Annotated in this window: 21 protein-coding genes; 13 read left to right on the top strand and 8 right to left on the bottom strand. The window is 54.8% G+C overall.

Annotated features, from left to right (window positions below; genetic code table 11):
• Window positions 1-177: 177 nt before the first annotated feature.
• Together ACQE3Z_RS08635 and sstT are read left to right on the top strand one after the other, a co-directional pair.
• Complete coding sequence (locus ACQE3Z_RS08635) at window positions 178-1,155, top strand: TerC family protein (RefSeq protein WP_426973328.1); 978 nt, start codon at window positions 178-180, stop codon at window positions 1,153-1,155.
• 243 nt (window positions 1,156-1,398) lie between these two features.
• Window positions 1,399-2,637 (top strand): serine/threonine transporter SstT, encoded by a 1,239-nt coding sequence (gene sstT, locus ACQE3Z_RS08630; RefSeq protein WP_426973326.1) that lies wholly within the window; start codon window positions 1,399-1,401, stop codon window positions 2,635-2,637.
• Between the two features lie 60 nt (window positions 2,638-2,697).
• On the opposite strand, the gene ACQE3Z_RS08625 is transcribed toward sstT, so the two are convergent.
• Genes ACQE3Z_RS08625 through uxaC form a run of 3 tightly spaced genes read right to left on the bottom strand, consistent with a single transcriptional unit; the run spans window position 2,698 to window position 7,070 of the window.
• Complete coding sequence (locus ACQE3Z_RS08625; RefSeq protein ID WP_426973324.1) at window positions 2,698-4,188, bottom strand: UxaA family hydrolase; 1,491 nt, start codon at window positions 4,186-4,188, stop codon at window positions 2,698-2,700.
• Between the two features lie 12 nt (window positions 4,189-4,200).
• Window positions 4,201-5,646 carry a tagaturonate reductase gene (locus ACQE3Z_RS08620; RefSeq protein WP_426973322.1) on the bottom strand — a complete coding sequence of 482 codons (1,446 nt, stop codon included), beginning with the start codon at window positions 5,644-5,646 and terminating at the stop codon, window positions 4,201-4,203.
• Window positions 5,647-5,660: 14 nt separating this feature from the next.
• Complete coding sequence (uxaC, locus tag ACQE3Z_RS08615) at window positions 5,661-7,070, bottom strand: glucuronate isomerase (RefSeq protein WP_426973320.1); 1,410 nt, start codon at window positions 7,068-7,070, stop codon at window positions 5,661-5,663.
• Window positions 7,071-7,491: 421 nt separating this feature from the next.
• Between uxaC and ACQE3Z_RS08610 the strand changes: the two genes are divergently transcribed.
• From ACQE3Z_RS08610 to ACQE3Z_RS08565, 10 genes are all read left to right on the top strand, one after another.
• A complete protein-coding gene (locus tag ACQE3Z_RS08610) occupies window positions 7,492-8,796 on the top strand; it encodes an MFS transporter (RefSeq protein WP_426973319.1) in 1,305 nt (434 codons plus the stop codon).
• Between the two features lie 161 nt (window positions 8,797-8,957).
• Complete coding sequence (gene exuR, locus ACQE3Z_RS08605; protein ID WP_426973317.1) at window positions 8,958-9,728, top strand: transcriptional regulator ExuR; 771 nt, start codon at window positions 8,958-8,960, stop codon at window positions 9,726-9,728.
• A gap of 339 nt (window positions 9,729-10,067) precedes the next feature.
• On the top strand, window positions 10,068-10,745 hold the full coding sequence (locus ACQE3Z_RS08600; RefSeq protein ID WP_426973316.1) for a DedA family protein: 678 nt from the start codon (window positions 10,068-10,070) through the stop codon (window positions 10,743-10,745).
• On the top strand, window positions 10,745-11,119 hold the full coding sequence (mzrA, locus tag ACQE3Z_RS08595) for an EnvZ/OmpR regulon moderator MzrA (RefSeq protein WP_426973315.1): 375 nt from the start codon (window positions 10,745-10,747) through the stop codon (window positions 11,117-11,119). The genes ACQE3Z_RS08600 and mzrA overlap by 1 nt, the downstream gene beginning before the upstream one ends.
• Window positions 11,120-11,304: 185 nt before the next feature.
• Complete coding sequence (locus ACQE3Z_RS08590; protein ID WP_157130164.1) at window positions 11,305-11,676, top strand: DUF1090 domain-containing protein; 372 nt, start codon at window positions 11,305-11,307, stop codon at window positions 11,674-11,676.
• A 42-nt stretch (window positions 11,677-11,718) separates the two neighbouring features.
• The gene (locus ACQE3Z_RS08585) at window positions 11,719-12,024 is read left to right on the top strand and encodes a DUF883 family protein (protein ID WP_085069951.1); all 306 of its coding nucleotides are present in this window, start codon (window positions 11,719-11,721) and stop codon (window positions 12,022-12,024) included.
• A 2-nt stretch (window positions 12,025-12,026) separates the two neighbouring features.
• Entirely contained in the window at window positions 12,027-12,425 is a 399-nt protein-coding gene (locus tag ACQE3Z_RS08580) for a phage holin family protein (protein WP_250650930.1), read from the top strand.
• Complete coding sequence (locus tag ACQE3Z_RS08575; protein WP_426973313.1) at window positions 12,422-12,709, top strand: YqjK-like family protein; 288 nt, start codon at window positions 12,422-12,424, stop codon at window positions 12,707-12,709. The genes ACQE3Z_RS08580 and ACQE3Z_RS08575 overlap by 4 nt, the downstream gene beginning before the upstream one ends.
• 204 nt (window positions 12,710-12,913) lie before the next feature.
• Window positions 12,914-13,306: a DoxX family protein gene (locus ACQE3Z_RS08570; protein WP_426973312.1), complete on the top strand. Its 393-nt coding sequence runs from the start codon at window positions 12,914-12,916 to the stop codon at window positions 13,304-13,306.
• Window positions 13,307-13,375: 69 nt separating this feature from the next.
• A complete protein-coding gene (locus ACQE3Z_RS08565) occupies window positions 13,376-14,362 on the top strand; it encodes a glutathione S-transferase family protein (protein WP_426973310.1) in 987 nt (328 codons plus the stop codon).
• Between the two features lie 80 nt (window positions 14,363-14,442).
• On the opposite strand, the gene ACQE3Z_RS08560 is transcribed toward ACQE3Z_RS08565, so the two are convergent.
• The gene (locus ACQE3Z_RS08560) at window positions 14,443-15,342 is read right to left on the bottom strand and encodes a LysR family transcriptional regulator (protein WP_085069943.1); all 900 of its coding nucleotides are present in this window, start codon (window positions 15,340-15,342) and stop codon (window positions 14,443-14,445) included.
• A 132-nt stretch (window positions 15,343-15,474) separates the two neighbouring features.
• Between ACQE3Z_RS08560 and ACQE3Z_RS08555 the strand changes: the two genes are divergently transcribed.
• Window positions 15,475-16,179, top strand: coding sequence for a pirin family protein (locus tag ACQE3Z_RS08555; RefSeq protein ID WP_426973308.1), 705 nt, complete (start codon window positions 15,475-15,477; stop codon window positions 16,177-16,179).
• 39 nt (window positions 16,180-16,218) lie between these two features.
• Here the strand turns inward: ACQE3Z_RS08555 and dolP are convergent, their stop codons facing one another.
• From dolP to ACQE3Z_RS08535, 4 genes are read right to left on the bottom strand one after another with little or no spacing between them, the layout of a single operon-like run.
• A complete protein-coding gene (gene dolP / locus ACQE3Z_RS08550; RefSeq protein ID WP_426973306.1) occupies window positions 16,219-16,791 on the bottom strand; it encodes a division/outer membrane stress-associated lipid-binding lipoprotein in 573 nt (190 codons plus the stop codon).
• 13 nt (window positions 16,792-16,804) lie between these two features.
• A complete protein-coding gene (gene diaA / locus ACQE3Z_RS08545; RefSeq protein WP_426973305.1) occupies window positions 16,805-17,392 on the bottom strand; it encodes a DnaA initiator-associating protein DiaA in 588 nt (195 codons plus the stop codon).
• A gap of 14 nt (window positions 17,393-17,406) precedes the next feature.
• Complete coding sequence (locus ACQE3Z_RS08540; RefSeq protein ID WP_250650936.1) at window positions 17,407-17,802, bottom strand: YraN family protein; 396 nt, start codon at window positions 17,800-17,802, stop codon at window positions 17,407-17,409.
• On the bottom strand, window positions 17,760-19,823 hold the full coding sequence (locus tag ACQE3Z_RS08535; RefSeq protein ID WP_426973303.1) for a penicillin-binding protein activator: 2,064 nt from the start codon (window positions 19,821-19,823) through the stop codon (window positions 17,760-17,762). The genes ACQE3Z_RS08540 and ACQE3Z_RS08535 overlap by 43 nt, the downstream gene beginning before the upstream one ends.
• Window positions 19,824-19,851 lie beyond the last annotated feature (28 nt).

The raw sequence follows: 19,851 nt of genomic DNA, 5'->3' as shown, positions 1-19,851 counted from the left end.
CTTGTTAGCCGATCGATCGTCATTACGATGCGTTATGCATCCGGTCATCGGGCAACCCGGAATTATTTCTGCGTTGTAAGTGAGACCTTGCCGGAAGGCGGGGTTTTGCTTGCGATAAACAGCGCGGCTGACGTCTTCCGACGTTGGCCGTTTTTGTTTACTGACAGGATATTATTTATGCAAACCGTTGGCACACCGTTACTCTGGGGCAGCTTTGCCGTTGTCGTGCTAATCATGCTGGCGATCGATCTCTTTTTACAGGGACGGCGCGGCGCACAAGCCATGACGCTTAAACAAGCGGCAGTCTGGTCGCTGGTCTGGGTTTCTGTTTCCCTGCTCTTCTCCGCCGCTTTTTGGTGGTATCTCGATGGCTCTGCCGGCCGTGAAATGGCGAATACCCAAACCATGGCTTTTTTGACCGGTTATGTACTGGAAAAAGCGCTGGCCGTGGATAACGTTTTTGTCTGGCTGATGCTGTTCGGTTATTTCGCCGTACCGGCTGCCTATCAGCGTCGGGTGCTGATTTACGGCGTGCTGGGCGCCATTGTCCTGCGTACCATTATGATTTTCGCTGGTAGCTGGCTGGTCACTCAGTTTAGTTGGATCCTCTATCTGTTCGGTGCCTTTCTGCTGCTTACCGGTATCAAGATGGCGTTCAGCAAAGAGGAAGATGAAAATTCTGTCGGTGATAAACCGGTGGTGCGCTGGCTGCGCAGTCATTTACGTATGACGGATAATCTGGAAGGCGAGAAGTTTTTCGTTCGTCGCAACGGCCTGCTGTATGCCACGCCGCTGCTGCTGGTACTGATTATGGTAGAGCTGAGCGACGTGATTTTTGCCGTCGACAGTATCCCGGCCATTTTTGCCGTTACCACCGATCCCTTTATTGTGCTGACCTCTAACCTGTTTGCGATCCTTGGCCTGCGCGCCATGTATTTTCTGCTGGCGGGCGTGGCAGAACGCTTCTCTATGCTGAAGTATGGCCTGGCGATTGTGCTGGTATTTATCGGTATTAAGATGCTGATTGTTGATATCTGGCATATTCCGGTTTCAGTTTCACTGACTGTGGTTGGGTCCATCCTTGGCCTGACGCTGTTGATCAACGCCTGGGTTAATCACCGAAACGATCGCAATAAAATAAGCAAAGCAGAGTAACAAATTAATATGCTGCGGGGCGCTTAGCGCCCCGTTAATTATTCCGCTCAAACAACATCGAGCAATTGGAATCACTGTCACAATTCCAATAAACAGAAACAAAAAAAGTTGATCCCGCCCTGATAGCCATAATTTCTGCTTTTCCTGCCAACGCATTTCCTTATACTCCTCCAGGCAAACACTCATGCCGCTCGTGGTCTGATAAGGCGGCGACGGCCACAATAACTATTACTGGTTCTCACGATGGAAAAAAGTTCTTCCACGCTGATTGCGCGTCTGTTCGGCGGCAGTCTGGTAAAACAAATTATGGTAGGCCTGGTGGCCGGTATTGCGCTTGCCTGGTTCTCCAAAGATGCAGCGCTGGCGGTGGGCTTACTCGGCTCGCTTTTTGTTAACGCCCTGAAAGCCGTAGCGCCGTTGCTGGTGCTGGTGCTGGTCATCTCCTCGATTGCTAATCACCGACATGGGCAAAAAAGTAATATCCGCCCGATCATCCTGCTGTATCTGTTAAGCACTTTCTTTGCGGCAGTAGTCGCGGTGGTTTGCAGTCATTTCTATCCGCAGATGCTGACCCTGAGCGCGGTGCAAACGGAAATTACCCCGCCATCCGGCATCGCTGAGGTATTAAACGGCCTGCTAATGAGCATGGTTGCGAATCCATTTACTGCTTTAATGAACGCTAACTATATTGGCATCCTGGTTTGGGCAATTGGCTTGGGCATTGCATTTCGCCACAGCAGCGACAATACCCGGCAACTGCTTAGTGATGCCTCCCATGCAGTGACCTGGGTGGTACGCATGGTGATCCGCTGCGCGCCGCTGGGCATCTTTGGTCTGGTTGCCTCGATTCTGGCGTCAACTGGCTTCTCCGCGCTGTGGAATTATGCGCATCTGCTTACCCTGCTGATTGGCTGTATGCTGCTGATGGCGCTGGTGTTTAACCCGCTGCTGGTATGGTGGAAAATCCGCCGCAACCCCTTTCCGCTGGTGTTTACCTGCCTGCGTGAAAGTGGCGTGACCGCTTTCTTCACCCGCAGCTCGGCAGCCAATATTCCGGTGAATATGGCGTTGGCGAAGAGACTGAATCTGGATGAAGATACCTATTCGGTCTCCATCCCGCTGGGTGCAACCATTAGTATGGCGGGCGCTTCCATTACCATTACCGTGTTGACGCTGGCGGCGGTAAATACGCTGGGCATTCAGGTTGATGTGCTCACAGCCGTACTGCTCAGCCTGGTCGCTTCACTGTGTGCCTGTGGCGCATCCGGCGTGGCTGGCGGCTCGCTGCTGCTGATTCCGGTGGCCTGTAATATGTTTGGCATTCCTAATGACATCGCCATGCAGGTAGTGGCGGTTGGCTTTATTATCGGCGTATTACAGGATTCAGCGGAAACCGCACTGAACTCATCCACCGATATTCTGTTTACCGCTGCCGTTTGTCAGGCGGAAGAACAGCGCACTGCATCAAAGAGCCTTAGCTGACCGCTGAGGGTTTCTGAGCAAAAAAGCGCAATTACAGAGGCGGCCATCAGGCCGCCTCTTTTACAGCGTGACCCCGCTTTTAAAGATCGCCAGCTCGCGGAAATCGTTGCGTTCATTGTTGGTCTGCCTGCCGTTCGCCACCTCAACGATATAATCAACAAAGTGCTCCAGCAGCGTTTCCATTGGCGTGTCCAGCACCAGAGGACCGGCGTTGAAATCAATCCAGTGCGGCTTACGCTCTGCCAGCTCACTATTGGTGGCGATTTTTACCGTTGGCACAAAGCCGCCGTAAGGCGTACCGCGCCCGGTGGTAAACAGCACCATATGACAGCCCGCGCCCGCCAGCGCGCTGGTAGCAACCGCGTCATTGCCCGGCGCGCTAAGCAGATTAAGCCCCGGTTGACGCAGACGTTCGCCATATTTCAACACATCCACCACCTGGCTTTGGCCAGCCTTTTGCGTACAGCCCAGCGATTTCTCTTCCAGCGTGGTAATGCCGCCCGCTTTATTGCCCGGCGACGGGTTTTCATAAATTGGCTGCTGATGCGTAATAAAATAACGTTTGAAGTCGTTAATCATCGCGACCGTTTTTTCAAACGTCGCCTCGTCGCGACAGCGGCTCATCAGAATGCGTTCCGCGCCAAACATCTCCGGCACCTCGGTCAGCACCGTGGTTCCGCCGTTAGCGATCATGCGATCGGAAAAACGTCCCAGCAGCGGGTTGGCGGTAATGCCGGAGAAACCATCTGAGCCGCCGCATTCCAGTCCGAATTTTAGCTCACTTAGCTTTCCCGGCTCGCGTCGATCGTGGCGCATGGTTTGATAAAGCTGATGCAGGCGTTCCAGCCCCGCCTCGACTTCATCTTCCTGCTGCTGGCAGATCATAAAGCTGACGCGATCGCTATCATAGCCGCCCAGCGTATCGCGAAACGCATCAACCTGATTGTTCTCGCAGCCCAGACCAATCACCAGCACCGCGCCGGCATTGGGATGGCGCACCATATTTTGCAGCATGGTGCGGGTATTCTCATGATCCTGACCGAGCTGTGAGCAGCCAAAAGGATGACTGAACAGATGAACGCCATCGATACCGGCAGCGTCGCCGCTTTCACGCAAAAAGCGCTGCAGGATCTGACGGGCGATGCCGTTGACGCAGCCAACGGTCGGCAGGATCCACAACTCATTACGAATACCGACTTCACCGTTAGCGCGCCGGTAAACCTGCACTTCTCGGTCAGCAGCCTGCGGCGGCAGCGTTATAAAATCGGGCTGATATTGATATTCGTCCAGATCGCTGAGGTTGGTTCGCGCATTTTGCGCATGGACATGCTCACCCGCCGCGATCGGCTGCGTGGCGTGCCCGATTGGCAATCCATACTTAATAATGTGTTCATCGACGGCGATCGACCGCAGCGCAAACTTATGTCCGCGGGCTACCGGCTGACGCAACGTGACGGTCACTTGCTCCAGCGTCAGCACGCTACCTTCGTCCAGATCGCTGAGCGCAACGGCGACATTATCGCGCGGCGCTATTTTAATCGCTTGTTGCATAGCCGGTATTCCTCATTGTGGTAACGCCGCCCGCATGCCGTGAGCGGTGATGTTTTGCAGGTGTTGGGTAACGGCCTCCACCAGGCCAGGCTGCTCACTGAGATCGCTTCCCCAGTGCTGCTCATCGCTCAGCACCGTTGCAACCAGCTGCGGCAGCGAGATAGTGCCCTGCGCCTGCTGCGACCAAAGCGTGGCAAAGCGATCCAGCCAGCGCGCATCATCCTGTAGTGGATAACGCTCGCCGTCGCGTTCGCCACGGTAATAAGCGAGCAGCGCCGCCAGCGCAAATGTGATGCGCGTTGGCCAGCGGTTGTTTTGCTGATAGCTGGTCAGCAGCTGCGGTAACAGACGCGTGCGGAATTTAGTCATGCTGTTTAAGGCAATCGACGAAAGCTGATGGTGAATAAAAGGATTGCGGAAACGGCCCTGCACCGCATCCGCAAAGCGGTGAAGATCCTCCGCAGGCAGATCCAGCGTTGGGATCACCTCTTCGCGCAGCATGGCATCGATAAAATGTGCAATGCCATTATCGCTCATCGCCTCGCCGACGGTACCCAACCCGGAAAGCCAGGCTACCGGCACCATCGCCGTATGCGCACCGTTAAGGATCGCCACTTTCTGCTCTTTCCACGGCTTGATATCTTCCACCAGCCGGACATTAAGCGGCAGCGCCGACAGCCGCAGTTCATCGGCTACCTGCTGTGGGCCCTGAATCACAAACTGGTAAAACACCTCACCCGCCACCAGCATCGGATCGCGGTAGCCAAGCTCCACAAACAGCGCTTCAGCCTCTGCCGCCGGATAGCCGGGAACGATGCGATCCACCAGCGTGTTGCAGAAAATATTGTGCTGCTTCACCCAGGCGCTGAAATCCGCTGGCAGTTGCCAGCACTCGGCATAGCGCAGCACCAGCTCGCGCAGCGCGTCGCCGTTATTATCGATCAGCTCGCAGGGCAGGATGATCCAGCCCTTATCCGCCGCGCCGGAGAAATGCCGCCAGCGCGCCCACAATAGCTGGGCAACCTTGCCAGGGAACGAGCGCGCCGGGCGATCTTCCAACCGATCGTCGGCGTTAAAAGCGATGCCCGCTTCGGTGGTATTGGAAAACATAAAGCGAATATGCGCGTCCTGCGCCAGCGCGATAAATTCATCAAACTGCCGATACGGCTGGATCTCGCGGTTTATCGAGCGGATCAGGCGCGGCTCGCTCACCACCTCCCCCTGCGCATTCAGCCCACGGATCAGGGCGGTATAAAGTCCGTCCTGATGGTTAAGCGTATAGTCGACCTGACGATCGATCGGCCTGACGACCGTTACGCCCGCAGCCAGATCGCTGTGGGCGTTAAGCAGATCGATCTGCCAGTCGATAAAGGCGCGCAGAAAGTTACCCTCGCCAAACTGGATGATGCGGGTTGGATATTGCGCTCCAGGAAAATTTTTGCGATTCAGTGTTTGCATGACATTTCCCCGGATTAAAGCTCAATGCCAAAATAGTCGCGGGCATTGTTGAAGCAGATGTTTTTCACCATGTTGCCCAACAGATCGATATCCGCCGGCGCTTCGCCGTTTTCTACCCAGCGCCCAATCATCTGGCAGAGCAGACGACGGAAATATTCATGACGCGTGTAAGAAAGGAAGCTACGGCTATCGGTTAACATGCCGACAAAGCGGCTCAGCAGACCCATCTGCGCCAGCTGCGTCATTTGACGCTGCATGCCATCCAGCTGATCGTTAAACCACCACGCGGAACCAAACTGCATCTTGCCTGGCTCGCCCTCACCCTGGAAATTGCCGGCCATCGTCGCCAGCACCTCGTTGTCGCGCGGGTTGAGGCAGTAAAGAATGGTTTTCGGTAAGGCGTTATTGCGGTTTTGCGCATCAAGCAGACGCGCCAGCGGCTCAGCCAGCGGACGATCATTGATGGAGTCGAAACCGACGTCCGGCCCCAGCAGCTGCAGCTGACGGCGGTTATTATTGCGCAGCGCACCGATATGATATTGCTGCACCCAGCCGCGACGGGCGTACTCTGCGCCCAGCCATACCAGCACTGCGGTTTTAAATTGCGCTATCTCCTGTTCCGAAGGCTGCGCTCCCTGCAGGCGACGCGCCAGAATCTCATCCAGCGTGGCATCGTCCGCTTCGGCAAACAGCACCACATCCAGCGCATGATCGGAAACCTTGCAGCCGTGCGCGGCAAAATGATCGAGGCGCTTGCTTAACGCACGGCGTAAATCCTCAAAGCGGCGGATATCGGTATCCGCGACGGCGCCAAGCTTATGCATATAGTCAGCAAAGCCTTCGGCTTCGATATTGAATGCTTTATCAGGACGCCAGCTCGGCAACACCTTAATGGTGAAGCTTTCATCCTGCGCCAGGCGATGATGATGCTGTAAATCGTCTACCGGATCATCGGTGGTTCCCACCATTCGCACGTTCATCTGCTGCATGATGCCGCGTGCGCTAAAGTCATCCTGCGCCAACAATGCGTTGCACTCGTCCCAGATGCGATCGGCGGTTTTTTCTGACAACAGCACATTGGTGATGCCAAACGGACGGCGCAGCTCAAGGTGCGTCCAGTGGTAAAGAGGATTGCCGATGGTATGCGGAACGGTGCGTGCCCAGGCGTTAAATTTTTCACGATCGCTGGCATCGCCGGTGCAAAGCGCTTCCGGCACGCCGTTAGCGCGCATGGCGCGCCATTTATAGTGATCGCCCTTAAGCCAGATGTCGTACAGGTTGTTAAAGCGATAGTTATCAGCGATCTGCTGCGGCGGCAGGTGACAGTGGTAATCAAAGATCGGTTGATCGGCCGCGTAGTCATGATACAGACGGCGGGCAAACTCACTATCCAGCAAAAAATCTTCGGTCATAAAACGGGACATTCCGATCTCCTTTTACATGAACGTTATCGATGCGTTCACCTGATGGCAAAAAGTTATCATACCAATTAAAGCGATAGCAGCGATTATTTTGCGATACAGCTCACATATCAGACAACGTCGCGCCCGTTGGTTGACGGCCAACTGCCTTGCAAGCCAGTAATCACCTGACATTTCTTGGGTTTGAGTATCCCACATTGCAAAAATGGGTTTTGTGATGGCATTCAACTTTTAAATCGGTATGACAAGTTATCGTCTGCCGGTCAGATTTTGATGAGCAGAAATTTCTCTCACAGGTAAGGAATGGAAAAGGGCAAAGGCAAGGTCTTGCTCACGGATGCTTTCTGTACGCAGTTGACCGCGGCAGACCCGCAATAAAAAACAACAGCGGCACAGCCGCAAACAGAACTGGAAGAGGTATGACATGCGTAAAATAAAAGGGCTACGCTGGTATATGATCGGTCTGGTGACCATCGGTACCGTGCTGGGTTACCTGACACGTAACGCCATTGCCGTAGCAGCGCCAACGCTTGAGGCACAGCTTCATATCACCACGCAGCAATACTCTTATATCGTAGCCGCCTACTCTGCCTGCTATACCGTTATGCAGCCGGTGGCCGGTTACATTCTCGATATCCTTGGCACCAAGGTCGGCTATGCCGTGTTTGCGATTATGTGGGCAATCTTCTGCGCCGCAACCGCACTGGCAAACAGCTGGGGCGGTCTGGCGATTGCGCGTGCCGCCGTGGGTGCCGCCGAAGCGGCCATGATCCCCGCCGGCCTGAAAGCCAGCAGCGAATGGTTTCCGGCAAAAGAGCGCTCTATTGCGGTGGGCTATTTCAATGTTGGCTCCTCGATTGGCGCAATGGTTGCGCCGCCGCTGGTGGTATGGGCTATCGTCGCCCATAGCTGGCAAATGGCGTTTATTATTACCGGCGTCCTCAGCCTGATCTGGGCGCTTTGCTGGCTGGTATTTTATAAACATCCCAGGCAGCAGAAAAAACTCAGTGATAGCGAGCGCGACTATATTCTTTCCGGTCAGGAATCGCACCATCAGCTCGACAACGGCAAAAAAATGAGCGCCGGCCAGATCCTGCGTAACCGCCAGTTCTGGGGCATTGCCCTGCCTCGCTTCCTGGCGGAACCCGCCTGGGGCACCTTCAATGCCTGGATCCCGCTGTTTATGTTCAAAACCTACGGCTTTAATCTGAAAGAGATCGCCATGTTTGCCTGGATGCCGATGCTGTTTGCCGATCTCGGCTGCATTGTTGGCGGCTACCTGCCTCCGCTATTTCAACGGCTGTTTGGCGTTAACCTGATTGTTTCACGCAAGCTGGTAGTAACAATGGGCGCGGTATTGATGATAGCGCCCGGCACCATTGGCCTGTTTACCAGTCCCTACGTGGCGATTGCCCTGCTGTGCGTCGGCGGCTTTGCACATCAGGCGCTTTCCGGCGCGCTGATTACGCTCTCTTCTGATGTGTTTGGTCGTAATGAGGTGGCTACAGCCAACGGGCTGACCGGCATGGCCGCCTGGACCGCCAGCACCATGTTTGCGCTGGTGGTTGGCGCGCTGGCCGATACGCTGGGCTTCAGCCCGCTGTTTGCTGCGCTGGCGGTATTCGATCTGCTGGGTGCGTTAGTGATTTGGACAGTGCTGAAAAACAAACCGGCCGCCGAACTGGCGCAGACGCCTGCCGCGCCTGCTGCCGAGCCGGTACGTAGTTAGTTGCTTCAGGGCGTGCATCGCCAGATGCGCGCCTCTCTGTTCTCCCCTTCTTTCTTGGTTGACCAACAACGCATTTCCCTCTTCTTACCCTCTGGAGTGATTGGCCTTCATGCCGCTAAGTGGTATAACAACTTACAGAACACACCAGCAGGAAATGGATTATGGAAATCAGCGAACCGCGTCGTCTTTATCAACAGCTGGCCTCAGAGCTAAAAAATCGCATTGAATCGGGGCAGTATCAGGTTGGCGATAAGCTACCAGCAGAACGTTTAATCGCTGAAGAGATGCAGGTCAGCCGCACCGTGGTGCGTGAGGCGATCATTATGCTGGAGGTGGAAGGCTACGTGGAAGTGCGCAAGGGTTCCGGCATTCATGTTATTTCCAGCCAGCAGAACCCGCGCATTATCACCAACAGCCAGCTGGAGTTTGCGAATTTCGGCCCTTTTGAACTGCTACAGGCGCGTCAGCTTATTGAAAGTAACGTGGCGGAATTCGCCGCGACGCGTGTGACCAGGCAGGACATTGTGCAGCTTATGGAGATCCAGCAGGAGGCGCGCAAAGAAGATCGCTTTCGCGATTCCGAATGGGATATGCGTTTTCATGTACAAATCGCCATGGCGACGCAAAATAGCGCGCTGGCGGCGATTGTGGAAAAAATGTGGCTGCACCGCACGCATAATCCTTACTGGCTAAAGCTGCATGAACATATAGATGAACGCGCTATTGGCAGCTGGTGCAACGACCACGATATGATTCTGAAAGCGTTAATGCGTAAAGATCCGGCCGCCGCCAAGCTGGCGATGTGGCAGCATCTGGAAAATACCCGCCAGATGTTATTTAACGCCACAACCGACGATTTTGAGTTCAACGTTGACCGTTATATGTTTGCCGAAAACCCGGTTATCCTGCCCGATACCTCCTCTTCCCGCTAAAAACAGACGCTTTGGCTAACAAAGCGTCTAAAGTCAGCTAATTTACTTTAGTGTCAGCCAGTGTAAAGCTCCTTTCAGCCAGTGATTTTCAACGGTAAAACTTTTAGTCAGTGGTAACTTTCCCTGTCTCGTCAGGGTGGATTTTGTTACAGTTATCCACCTTTTCTTACCCTTTCGCAGCGGGAAAGAAGAATGCATCGTTTTTTATCAGCCATCCAGGCAAAAAGGCGATTACCTGGCCTGCGGTAGCGGCGACTACAATTAACAAAAACGACCCATCCGCCCTCCCGGCCTCTTTATCGATGAGCCAGTGTTAACAATGAAGTTCAGGAACAATGAATGGATATTTTAAAAGCGCTGTTGCAAGCATTATGGCAACAAGATTTTGAGACCCTGGCCGATCCGACGCTGGTCTGGGCAATTTATGGCGTACTGTTTATGATTCTGTTTCTGGAGAATGGCCTGCTTCCCGCAGCCTTTCTTCCCGGCGACAGCCTGCTTATTCTGGTGGGCGTGCTGATAGCCAAAGGCACAATGAATTTTCCGCTTACCCTGTTTATCCTTACCACCGCAGCCAGCCTTGGCTGCTGGGTTAGCTATATTCAGGGGCGATGGCTGGGCAATACGCCTACGGTGCAAAACTGGCTATCCCATTTGCCTGCGCAATATCATCAGCGCGCCCATCAGCTGTTTCACCGCCACGGCCTCTCTGCGCTGTTAATTGGTCGCTTTATCGCTTTCGTTCGTACGCTGCTGCCCACCATCGCCGGCCTTTCCGGTCTGAGCAACGCGCGCTTTCAGTTCTTTAACTGGATGAGCGGCTTTTTGTGGGTGTTGATCCTGACGGTGATGGGCTTTGCGCTGGGTAAAACGCCGATCTTCCGCCGCTATGAAGATGAACTGATGTTCTGCCTGATGCTGTTGCCGCTGGTGCTGCTGGTGTTTGGGCTGGTAGGCTCGCTGGTGGTACTGTGGCGTAAACGGAACAGTAACGGCAAGCAAAAAGGTCAACCATAATGCAATGGTTACAGTCTCTTGTACGCCAGCCGCTGCGCTGGCTGCTGGTTGGATTACTGGCGATCATTACCTTTGCGCTGGTACCGGCCCTGTTTCGCCATGAGAACGCCCTGCAAATTCGCGCTGCCGAACAGGGCGTGACCTTGCCGGATGGATTTTATGTCTGGCAGCGGCTTAACGCCCAGGGGATTCAGGTAAAAAGTATTACGCCCGCCCAGGATTCGCTGGTTTTGCGCTTTGAGTCGCAGGAACAGAGCCTGGCGGCACAGCGTGCCCTGCTTAAAATTCTGCCGCATGGGTTTGATATCGCTCAGATGGAAAACAGCGGTGGCTGGCTGAATAAGATCTCGCTGCGCCCGCAATCTGTAGGTTAACCTCGTTCCACAGCGTCATTCCTGTTCCCAAAACAGGCTTTCTTCCTCAACACTTTTGAGCTTTCCGGAAAGAGTGTCTATTCTTACAAAAGGTTATGAGGCGGCATGGCTGCCAGCCTTATAGCTGCTGCATCTTTACCGTTCACAGGAAACGGCTGAATTTAACAATGGAAGGTCATGATCGGATGAAATTTCGTACCTCGCTTTTTCTGGCTCTTTTTTCCCTTTCCGGCTTTACCCACGCCGCTGGCGTACTCTGTTTGCAGAAAGAGAAAAACATTGAGCATGAGATCGCAGTTGCTAAACAACATGATAATCAACGCCGGGTGAACGGTCTTGAGCGCGCTCTGACGGAAGTCCGCGCCAGCTGCACTGATGAAAAGCTCAAAGCGGCTCATCAGGAAAACATCAACGCGAAAAAGCGGGAAGTGGCAGAGCGAGAGCAAGATTTAAAAGATGCCGAAGAAGATGGCGATAAGGAAAAAATCGCTAAACGCCAACGAAAATTACAGGAAGAACGCGAAGAGCTTAAAGCGCTTCAGTCTGCTCCCTGGTAACCCATTTACAGCGTACATTGCCTGAGAATAAAGGAGTGTTTCATGTCAAAAGATACTACGTCAGAACACCTGCGCGCCGAGCTAAAGAATCTGGCGGATACGCTGGAAGAAGTGCTTAGCCATTCCACCGATAAATCAAAATCAGAAATGGATAAACTGCGTAGCAAAGCGCGTGCCGCGCTGGATGAGTCGCGCCTGCGTCTCGGTGAAACCGGCGACCGCCTGTCGCAGACAACCCGTGAAGCGGTGAGCCACGCTGATGATTACGTGCGTGAAAATCCCTGGCACGGCGTAGGGATTGGCGCAGCCATCGGGCTGGCCATCGGCATGCTGATTTCGCGTCGTTAATTATGGCCGATTCTCAGCAGAGCCACGGCCCGGGCAAAGGGGTCATAAACATCGGACAGCGTCTCGTCACTACGCTGGTTAGCATGGTAGAAACCCGTGTACGCCTTGCTGTGGTCGAGCTGGAAGAGGAAAAGGCTAATCTGATACAGATGCTGTTGATGATTGGCCTGACTATGCTGTTTACCGCGTTTGGTCTGATGAGCCTGATGGTGTTGATTATCTGGGCGGTTGACGCACAGTATCGCCTGATGGTCATTGGTATTACAACTTGCGTTCTGTTTGTGCTGGCGCTGTTTTTTGGCCTCTGGACGCTACGTAAGTCACGTAAATCCACGCTGCTTCACCATACACGGAAAGAGCTCTCTTCTGACCGTCAAATGTTGGAGGACCGCCACCCATGACGCGTGCTGACCGTGAACGACGTAAAGCGGATCTGCTAATAACTATTCACCAGCAGCGCCTCGATCTTAGTCTGGCGCGCCGTGAATGGCTGTTGGAAACCGCCCGTTACGATCGCGGTTGGATGACGCTGCTTAGTCTGCGTAGCTATCTGGCTATCGGTAGCAGTGCATTAGCGATCTGGTCGGTACGTAACCCCAACTTTTTGATGCGTTGGGCGAAGCGTGGTCTGGGCTTATGGAGCACCTTGCGACTGATAAAATCCAATCTGCCGCGTAAGAAATAGCGCTTCCTTTGATTGCCTGCCGACCCGCAGGCAATCAATATCAATTTTATTGAACCTCTTTGACAGTTTATCTTGCTTACAAATCTTTCCCCGCCCACTTATTATCCTCCTCAGTTACCGAGAGCAGCGCGTAATCGCCTGCAATCACACTAAATACTTGCTCAGGCGCTTTTGGCCTGAGAAAAAACAACGCTGGGAAACATCATGAAAAAATTCGAAGATATTGGCCTGCTGGTAGCACGGATTCTACTGCCGATCCTGTTTATCGTGTCTGGCTGGGGTAAAGTCACTGGCTATGATGGTACCGCGCAGTATATGCAGGCGATGGGCGTACCGGCGTTTATTCTGCCGTTGGTTATCCTGCTTGAGCTGGGCGGTGGGCTGGCAATTCTGATCGGTTTTCTCACGCGCTTTACCGCACTGTTTACCGCAGTTTTTACGGTGTTGACCGCTTTCCTGTTCCACAGCAATTTCGCTGAGGGCGTTAATGCAATTATGTTCATGAAAAACCTGTCGATCGCGGGTGGCTTCCTGCTGCTGGGGCTCAGCGGTCCGGGCGCTTACAGCATCGACCGCCTGCCTGGTAAAAAGTGGTAAGCGCTGGCTATACTTAACTCTCAACGGGCGAGAATGGTGCATTCTCGCCCCTTTGATTTTGGAGGCTTTATGGGACAACTGGTTGATGGCGTCTGGCAGGATACCTGGTACGACACTAAATCAAACGGCGGCCGCTTTAAGCGCTCCGAGTCCGCGTTTCGTAACTGGGTTACCGCTGATGGTAGCGCGGGACCAACGGGAAAAGCGGGATTTACTGCCGAGCGCGATCGCTATCATCTCTATGTATCCCTTGCCTGCCCGTGGGCGCATCGCACGCTGTTGATGCGTCAGTTAAAAGGGCTGGAGCAGATGATTTCCGTTTCGGTGGTACATCCGCTGATGCTGGAAAATGGCTGGACGTTCGCTACCGATTTCCCGGCGGCCACCGGCGATACGCTTTATCAGCATGACTTTCTTTATCAGCTTTATCAGCATGCCGATGCAGACTATAGCGGTCGGGTAACGGTGCCCGTGCTGTGGGATAAACAGCAGCAGACCATTGTCAGCAATGAATCTGCCGATATTATCCGTATGTTTAACACCGCTTTTGACGCTGTCGGCGCACGCGCCGGGGATTACTATCCCGTTGAACTGCGTGCGGAGATCGATGAGCTGAACGGCTGGATCTACGATACGGTGAATAATGGCGTCTATAAATCGGGTTTTGCCACTTCACAGGCAGCGTATGACGAAGCTGTAGAGGCGCTGTTTCGCTCGTTAAATCGTCTGGAGCAGATCCTGGGTCAGCATCGCTGGCTGACCGGAAATCAGCTTACCGAAGCGGATCTTCGGTTGTGGACCACGCTGGTGCGCTTCGATCCGGTGTACGTTACCCATTTTAAATGCGACAGGCATCGTATCGGCGACTATCTCAATCTGAACGGCTTTTTACGCGATATCTGGCAGATGCCGGGCATTGCCGGGACGGTTAACCTGCAACATATCCGCCATCACTACTATTGCAGTCATAAAACCATTAACCCCAGCGGCGTGATCTCCACAGGGCCCGCTTTTGACTGGGATGAGCCGCACGGGCGCGACGAACGCTTTTCCTGACTGGCAACTGGGGTAAGGTTAATGACCGCTCGCCTGCCAGATGGCGATTTTCGGGGTAACTATTTCGCGAGGCGCTCTGGTTACCCTTTTTTGGCCAGCAGGCGCGGGATTTCACGCAGGCACCAGGCTTTAGCCTCGCCCATGCTGTCGCGCCGCCAGGCCATGATAATATCAATTTCACTGGTGGTTTCAGGGCTAACCACGCGCAGACGGCCTTCGGCGATATCCTGCTCCACCAGCGGATAAGGCATGCTTGCCACACCTAAGCCCGCCAGCAAGGCGCGGCGCTTATCATCCATGCTGCTGAGCGTCAGGCGCTGCTGCTTATCCAGCAGCTGTACCGTCAGCACCGGCCTTTCACGGGCGGTATCCGCTACCGCAATCCCGCGATATTTCACGCGTGTTGTTTCAGAAAGCGGCTCCGGTTCCTGATGAATCGGATGATCCGGGCTGGCGACAATCACGCTCATAATGCTATAGAGTTTGCGGGTGTTGATCTCGGCGGAGGCACGAAAGTGCAGATCCGGCGCCACAACAATATCGGCCCGTCCCTGCTCCAGCCGTTCCCAGGCACCTGCCAGCACCTCGGTAATTAACGACATTTGCGTATTCGCTTTTTCCGATAGCTTTTCCACCAGCGGAAATAACGTTTCAGTAGGCACCAGCGCCTCGGTAACGATGGTGAGATGAGTTTCCCAGCCACGCGCCAGCGCTTCCGCATCGGTGGTGAGTTTATCGGCTGCTTCCAGCAACACCCGCCCGCGCTCCAGTAGCATACGCCCTACGTTAGTGAATTTAGTGCGGTGGCCAGAGCGATCGAACAACACCACATCTAACTCTTCTTCCAGTTTTTGCATGGTGTAGCTGAGGGCGGAAGGTACGCGGCCCAGTTCGTCAGCCGCTGCAGCAAAGCTGCCGCGCCGATCGATAGCGTCCATCACGCGTAGTGCTTCCAAAGTCAGGGCCCGATCTTTTGCCATAACACGTCTCTGTCAGTAATTTTGAATATGCCTGGCAGATTAACTGGCTAACAATCCGCCGTCCAGATATTTACCATAGAAACCTGACAGATGACCTGGCGATATAAACCAGCGCTGGAGAGGTAATCTACAATGATGAAACCACGTACTGCGAAACAGTGCGGTCAGGCCGATTACGGCTGGCTGCAGGCGCGTTATACATTTTCCTTTGGCCACTATTTTGATCCAAAACTTCTGGGTTATGCCTCGTTGCGGGTACTGAATCAGGAAGTCCTCGCGCCCGGCGCCGCCTTCCAGCCGCGCACTTATCCACGCGTGGATATCCTTAACCTGATCCTGCAGGGCGAAGCGGAATATCGCGATAGTGAAGGCAATTATTGCCGCGCCAGCGCAGGCGATGCTCTGCTGCTGGCGACGCAGCCTGGCGTCACCTGGAGCGAGCAAAACGTGAACCGCGATGCGCCGCTGACCCGGATTCAGCTCTGGCTGGACGCTTGTCCGCAACGTGAAAATCCCGTGGTGCAGCAGCTGCCGCTGGCGTTAAATCAACCCCACCAGCTGCTCGCCTCGCCCGATGGCGAGAACAGCAGCCTGCAGGTGCGCCAGCAGGTCTGGATCCATCAGATCACGCTGGAACCTGGTCAGGAATGGCATCAGCCGCTGCAAGGCTCGCGCGCCTGGCTACAGTCGATTCATGGTGAATTTCAGGCGATGTCGGCAAATGGCGAACAGGAAGCGTTGGGCTGCGGCGATGGCGCTTTTATCTGCGATGAAACCAGCATTCGCCTGAAGGCGCAAACGCCACTGCGCGCGCTGATAGTGGATTTGATGAGTTAAGCAGAAAGTTGGGGCGACGCTAACACCGCCCCGGCAAGATTATTTCAGAATGGTAAAAGCGGTAGTGACATGCTTCACGCCACTTACCCGGCTGGCGATATCCGCCGCCGCGCTGGCTTCTCTCTGGGTTACCAGACCCAGCAGGAACACTTCGCCATTTTCAGTGGTGACCTTCACATTGGAAGATTTCACCTGATCGCTGCCCAGCAGCTGTGAACGTACTTTGGTGGTGATCCAGGTATCGGAAGAGGCGGTACCCAGCGTCACTTTCGGCCCCTGACGAATTTCGTTATACACTTCCGCTGCGCCATCAACCCCCATGGTGATCTGCTTCGCGCGATCGGCTAATTCCGCGCTCGGCGCCTGACCGGTCAGCAGCACTTTGCCCTGATAAGCGGTGGCCACGATATGCGCCTCTTTCTTGATTTGCTGATCTTTCGCCAGCGCGTTGCTGACGCGCAGCTCTAGCGTACTGTCATCTACCTGGGTTCCTACGGTACGCGGATCGGTTGCGCTTTTGGTCGCTACCGCCGCGCTGCCCACCACAACGGCGGCACAGCCCTGTAATAACAGGGCAGCAAAGATCACTGCCAGTGCAGATAATGCCTTCATTACATCTCCTTGTTTATTCCTGATGAGGAAACAGAGTGTTATCGATCAAATCACACAGGCAGTTCACGGTAAGCATATGCATTTCATGAATCCTGGCGCTTCTGTGTGATGGAATGCGGATCTCCACATCCTGCGGGCCCAGCAGTCCAGCCAGCTCGCCGCCATCATAGCCGGTCAGGGCAATGATGGTCATATCGCGTGTGACCGCCGCTTCTACCGCCTTAACGATATCGCGACTGTTGCCACGCGTAGAGATCGCCAGCAGCACGTCCCCCGTCTGGCCTAACGCCCGGACCTGTTTAGCATAAACCTCGACGTGCAGACGATCGTCGCCAATCGCCGTCAGCAGGATATTGTCCGCGCTTAGTGCCAGCGCCGGCAGGCTGGGACGCTCTGCTTCATAACGGTTAATCATGCTGGCGGCAAAATGCTGGGCATTTGCCGCCGAAGTGCCGTTGCCGCAGCAGAGGATCTTGTTGCCGTTCAACAGCGATTGCACTATGGTCATTGCCGCACGGGAAATGGCATCGGGTAACGCCTCCGCAGCGGCTATCTGGGTCTGTATACTTTCCGTAAAACAGGCTTTTATTCTTTCCAGCACACTACCACCTGGTTCTAAATGTGGGCTTGAAACGCATCGGGCAGCCAGGTTAGCTGCTGCCCGGTAATGGCGACGATGTCGAAACGACACTCTACCGTATCAAAACTGGCGTTGCGCGCCGCCAGCCACAGGGCGGCGCTGCGTAACAGTTTTTGCTGCTTGCGCCAGGTTACGCTGACGGCCGCGCCGCCAAAATGCGCGTCGCGACGATAGCGTACCTCGACAAACACCCACTGTCGCCCGTCACGCATAATTAAATCCAGCTCGCCAACACGATATCGCACGTTGGCGGCGACAAATACCAACCCCGCCTGCTCCAGATAACGGCGCGCTATGCGTTCATAGCGCGCGCCTTGTTGCTGACGGCTTAGCTGGCCGGGACCACCTGCCCCTGACGATACTGGCTCCATGTCAACTTCCTGTTGATAACGCAATCATCCGTGGCGCTCAATTGACCGGTGTTGCCATCAATACGGAAACCGGGCATCTGACGCATTTCGCTAAAGTGGTTAGCCAGCGTCCAGGCATCAATGCCCATCGCATACAGGCGAACCAGCGAGTAATCATTATTAAAGCTGCGCGCTGCCTGCTGCATCAGCCCTGGATTCGCGCCCGACAGCAGCGGAATGTCGCTAAACTGTAGCCCTTCCATTTCCAGACGGAAATCAGGACCGGCACCGGCCTGGAAGCTGCGCGAGCTGGCATAGAGCGCAACATTGTTGCGGCTGCTGATGCGCATGGCGATCATCGGCTTAATCAGTTGCAGTTCGCTCTGAGTGGCCACGATATAAACCGCATCCACCGCGCCGCCGCTGGCTGTAGCCTCAGGCTGCGTGCTGCTCTGTGGTGCCGGGATCGTCAGGCCAGCAATAGTAATGCCCTGCGGTTCGCTTGCCGCTGGCGTCACCGGCGTACCGCTCAGGCTGATGCCTGCGCCGCTGTTGATGCCCTGCTTCAGCTCAGCTGAGGAGCCGAACCCCTGCTGCTGCACCGTACCGCCGCCCAGCGTTTGCCACTCCTGTGCAAATGCTTTGCTGACGCGATCGCCCAGCGAGCTACGCGGCACCAGCAATAACGGCATGCGTTTGCCCTGTTGCCAGATATGATGCGCAGCATCTCGCGCCTCGTCTTCAGGAGAAAGCGCAAAGTAGCAAAGATTCGGATGGTTCTGGATTTTTTCCGGCTCATTAAGCGCCAGCACATTCAACGGCGTGGAGGAATCCGCCAGCTGCTGCACCTTATCCTTCAGCAACGGCCCAATCACCAGTGTCGCGCCATCCTGCTGCGCCTGCGCCAATACCTGCTGAATCGGCTGCGAGCTGGTGTCATACACTTTTACCTCGGCGTTGCTGGCCGGGGCGGTGGTGACGCTGGCCGCAGGCTGCGCGGCAGGCGGTGCTGTTTCGGTGCTGGCTGCGCTGTCGCCAGGCGCGGCGGAGGGACTGACAACCGCATCTGCGTTCTGCGTTGCAGCATCGCCGGCTGCCGGTTCAGCGCTCTGCGCGCCATCGTTGGATAACGCAACCGGATTTTGCGCACTGCCAACGGCAGGCGCCGGTGGTGCATTCAGCAGGCCGTTTTTCGCATCGTTAAAACCTTTCTGGATTGCGCTGGCAAAAACCTGCGCCTGGCCGCTCAGCGGCAGCAGCAGCGCGATTTTATTAGTGGAGGCGGGCTGGAAGTTCTGCACCTGGCCGAGCGCCGTAGGCAGCGTTTTTGCCGCCGGGTTTTGCGGGTAGCGTATCTGCCAGTCGCTAATCCCCGCTTTCAGCATATCGGGCTCGGTACGATTCGCCTTGTACACGTTGAGCAGATCGAGCCAGCCCTGCAGCGTATTTTCATCCGCGTTAATCGCCAGGCTGTTCATCTCCTCTGGCGGCAGCTGCGTCAGCGTCTGCCAGGTGGCATCGATATTATCCTGATGCGCTTTGTCGGTTAACAGCGGCTCCTGCGCAATCAGCATGCGCACCAGATCCAACGACGGTCGTCCCTGGTTAGCGGCAATTTTCAGGCCGTAGTAGCGTTGCTGCTGATCTTTCGACAGGATTGAGGGATCAAGCTTCGCCAGTATCGCCTGCGCGCTGGGGATATCCTGATTGCCAAGACGCAGCTGGGCGGTAAGCAACTGTAGCTCCTGACGCTGCGTGTCGCTCAGCTGCTGCGGCAGCTGATTAATTTGCTGGTATGCCTGGGGATACTTCCCTTCGTTAAGCAGTGCACGTATCGCAAGTAATTGCCAGTCAGCCTTGTTATCATCTGGGCTTTGCTGCACCTGCTGCAGGTAGTAGCTGGATGTGCCCGTTGCCGGTCCCTGAATATTTACCGAGGGAGCCTGCGGCGTCTGGCCGGTACAGGCTGCTAAGATCAGCCCAGCCAGGAGAACAGGCACAAAGCGCCCTGCTTTTTTTCGAACGACTTTTGAAGGAAGCATACTGTATCCAGTAAGTTTTTTTCAGGAT

This window comes from Pantoea sp. FN0307, assembly GCF_050113815.1.
Taxonomy (GTDB): Bacteria; Pseudomonadota; Gammaproteobacteria; order Enterobacterales; family Enterobacteriaceae; genus Mixta; species Mixta alhagi.
This window is presented reverse-complemented; position numbering and strand designations above follow the sequence as displayed.

Coding starts and splice junctions, on each gene's coding strand:
- ACQE3Z_RS08635 (WP_426973328.1), top strand. CDS start 178: ATGCAAACCGTTGGCACACCGTTACTCTGGGGCAGCTTTGCCGTTGTC.
- sstT (WP_426973326.1), top strand. CDS start 1,399: ATGGAAAAAAGTTCTTCCACGCTGATTGCGCGTCTGTTCGGCGGCAGT.
- ACQE3Z_RS08625 (WP_426973324.1), bottom strand. CDS start 4,188: ATGCAACAAGCGATTAAAATAGCGCCGCGCGATAATGTCGCCGTTGCG.
- ACQE3Z_RS08620 (WP_426973322.1), bottom strand. CDS start 5,646: ATGCAAACACTGAATCGCAAAAATTTTCCTGGAGCGCAATATCCAACC.
- uxaC (WP_426973320.1), bottom strand. CDS start 7,070: ATGTCCCGTTTTATGACCGAAGATTTTTTGCTGGATAGTGAGTTTGCC.
- ACQE3Z_RS08610 (WP_426973319.1), top strand. CDS start 7,492: ATGCGTAAAATAAAAGGGCTACGCTGGTATATGATCGGTCTGGTGACC.
- exuR (WP_426973317.1), top strand. CDS start 8,958: ATGGAAATCAGCGAACCGCGTCGTCTTTATCAACAGCTGGCCTCAGAG.
- ACQE3Z_RS08600 (WP_426973316.1), top strand. CDS start 10,068: ATGGATATTTTAAAAGCGCTGTTGCAAGCATTATGGCAACAAGATTTT.
- mzrA (WP_426973315.1), top strand. CDS start 10,745: ATGCAATGGTTACAGTCTCTTGTACGCCAGCCGCTGCGCTGGCTGCTG.
- ACQE3Z_RS08590 (WP_157130164.1), top strand. CDS start 11,305: ATGAAATTTCGTACCTCGCTTTTTCTGGCTCTTTTTTCCCTTTCCGGC.
- ACQE3Z_RS08585 (WP_085069951.1), top strand. CDS start 11,719: ATGTCAAAAGATACTACGTCAGAACACCTGCGCGCCGAGCTAAAGAAT.
- ACQE3Z_RS08580 (WP_250650930.1), top strand. CDS start 12,027: ATGGCCGATTCTCAGCAGAGCCACGGCCCGGGCAAAGGGGTCATAAAC.
- ACQE3Z_RS08575 (WP_426973313.1), top strand. CDS start 12,422: ATGACGCGTGCTGACCGTGAACGACGTAAAGCGGATCTGCTAATAACT.
- ACQE3Z_RS08570 (WP_426973312.1), top strand. CDS start 12,914: ATGAAAAAATTCGAAGATATTGGCCTGCTGGTAGCACGGATTCTACTG.
- ACQE3Z_RS08565 (WP_426973310.1), top strand. CDS start 13,376: ATGGGACAACTGGTTGATGGCGTCTGGCAGGATACCTGGTACGACACT.
- ACQE3Z_RS08560 (WP_085069943.1), bottom strand. CDS start 15,342: ATGGCAAAAGATCGGGCCCTGACTTTGGAAGCACTACGCGTGATGGAC.
- ACQE3Z_RS08555 (WP_426973308.1), top strand. CDS start 15,475: ATGATGAAACCACGTACTGCGAAACAGTGCGGTCAGGCCGATTACGGC.
- dolP (WP_426973306.1), bottom strand. CDS start 16,791: ATGAAGGCATTATCTGCACTGGCAGTGATCTTTGCTGCCCTGTTATTA.
- ACQE3Z_RS08540 (WP_250650936.1), bottom strand. CDS start 17,802: ATGGAGCCAGTATCGTCAGGGGCAGGTGGTCCCGGCCAGCTAAGCCGT.
- ACQE3Z_RS08535 (WP_426973303.1), bottom strand. CDS start 19,823: ATGCTTCCTTCAAAAGTCGTTCGAAAAAAAGCAGGGCGCTTTGTGCCT.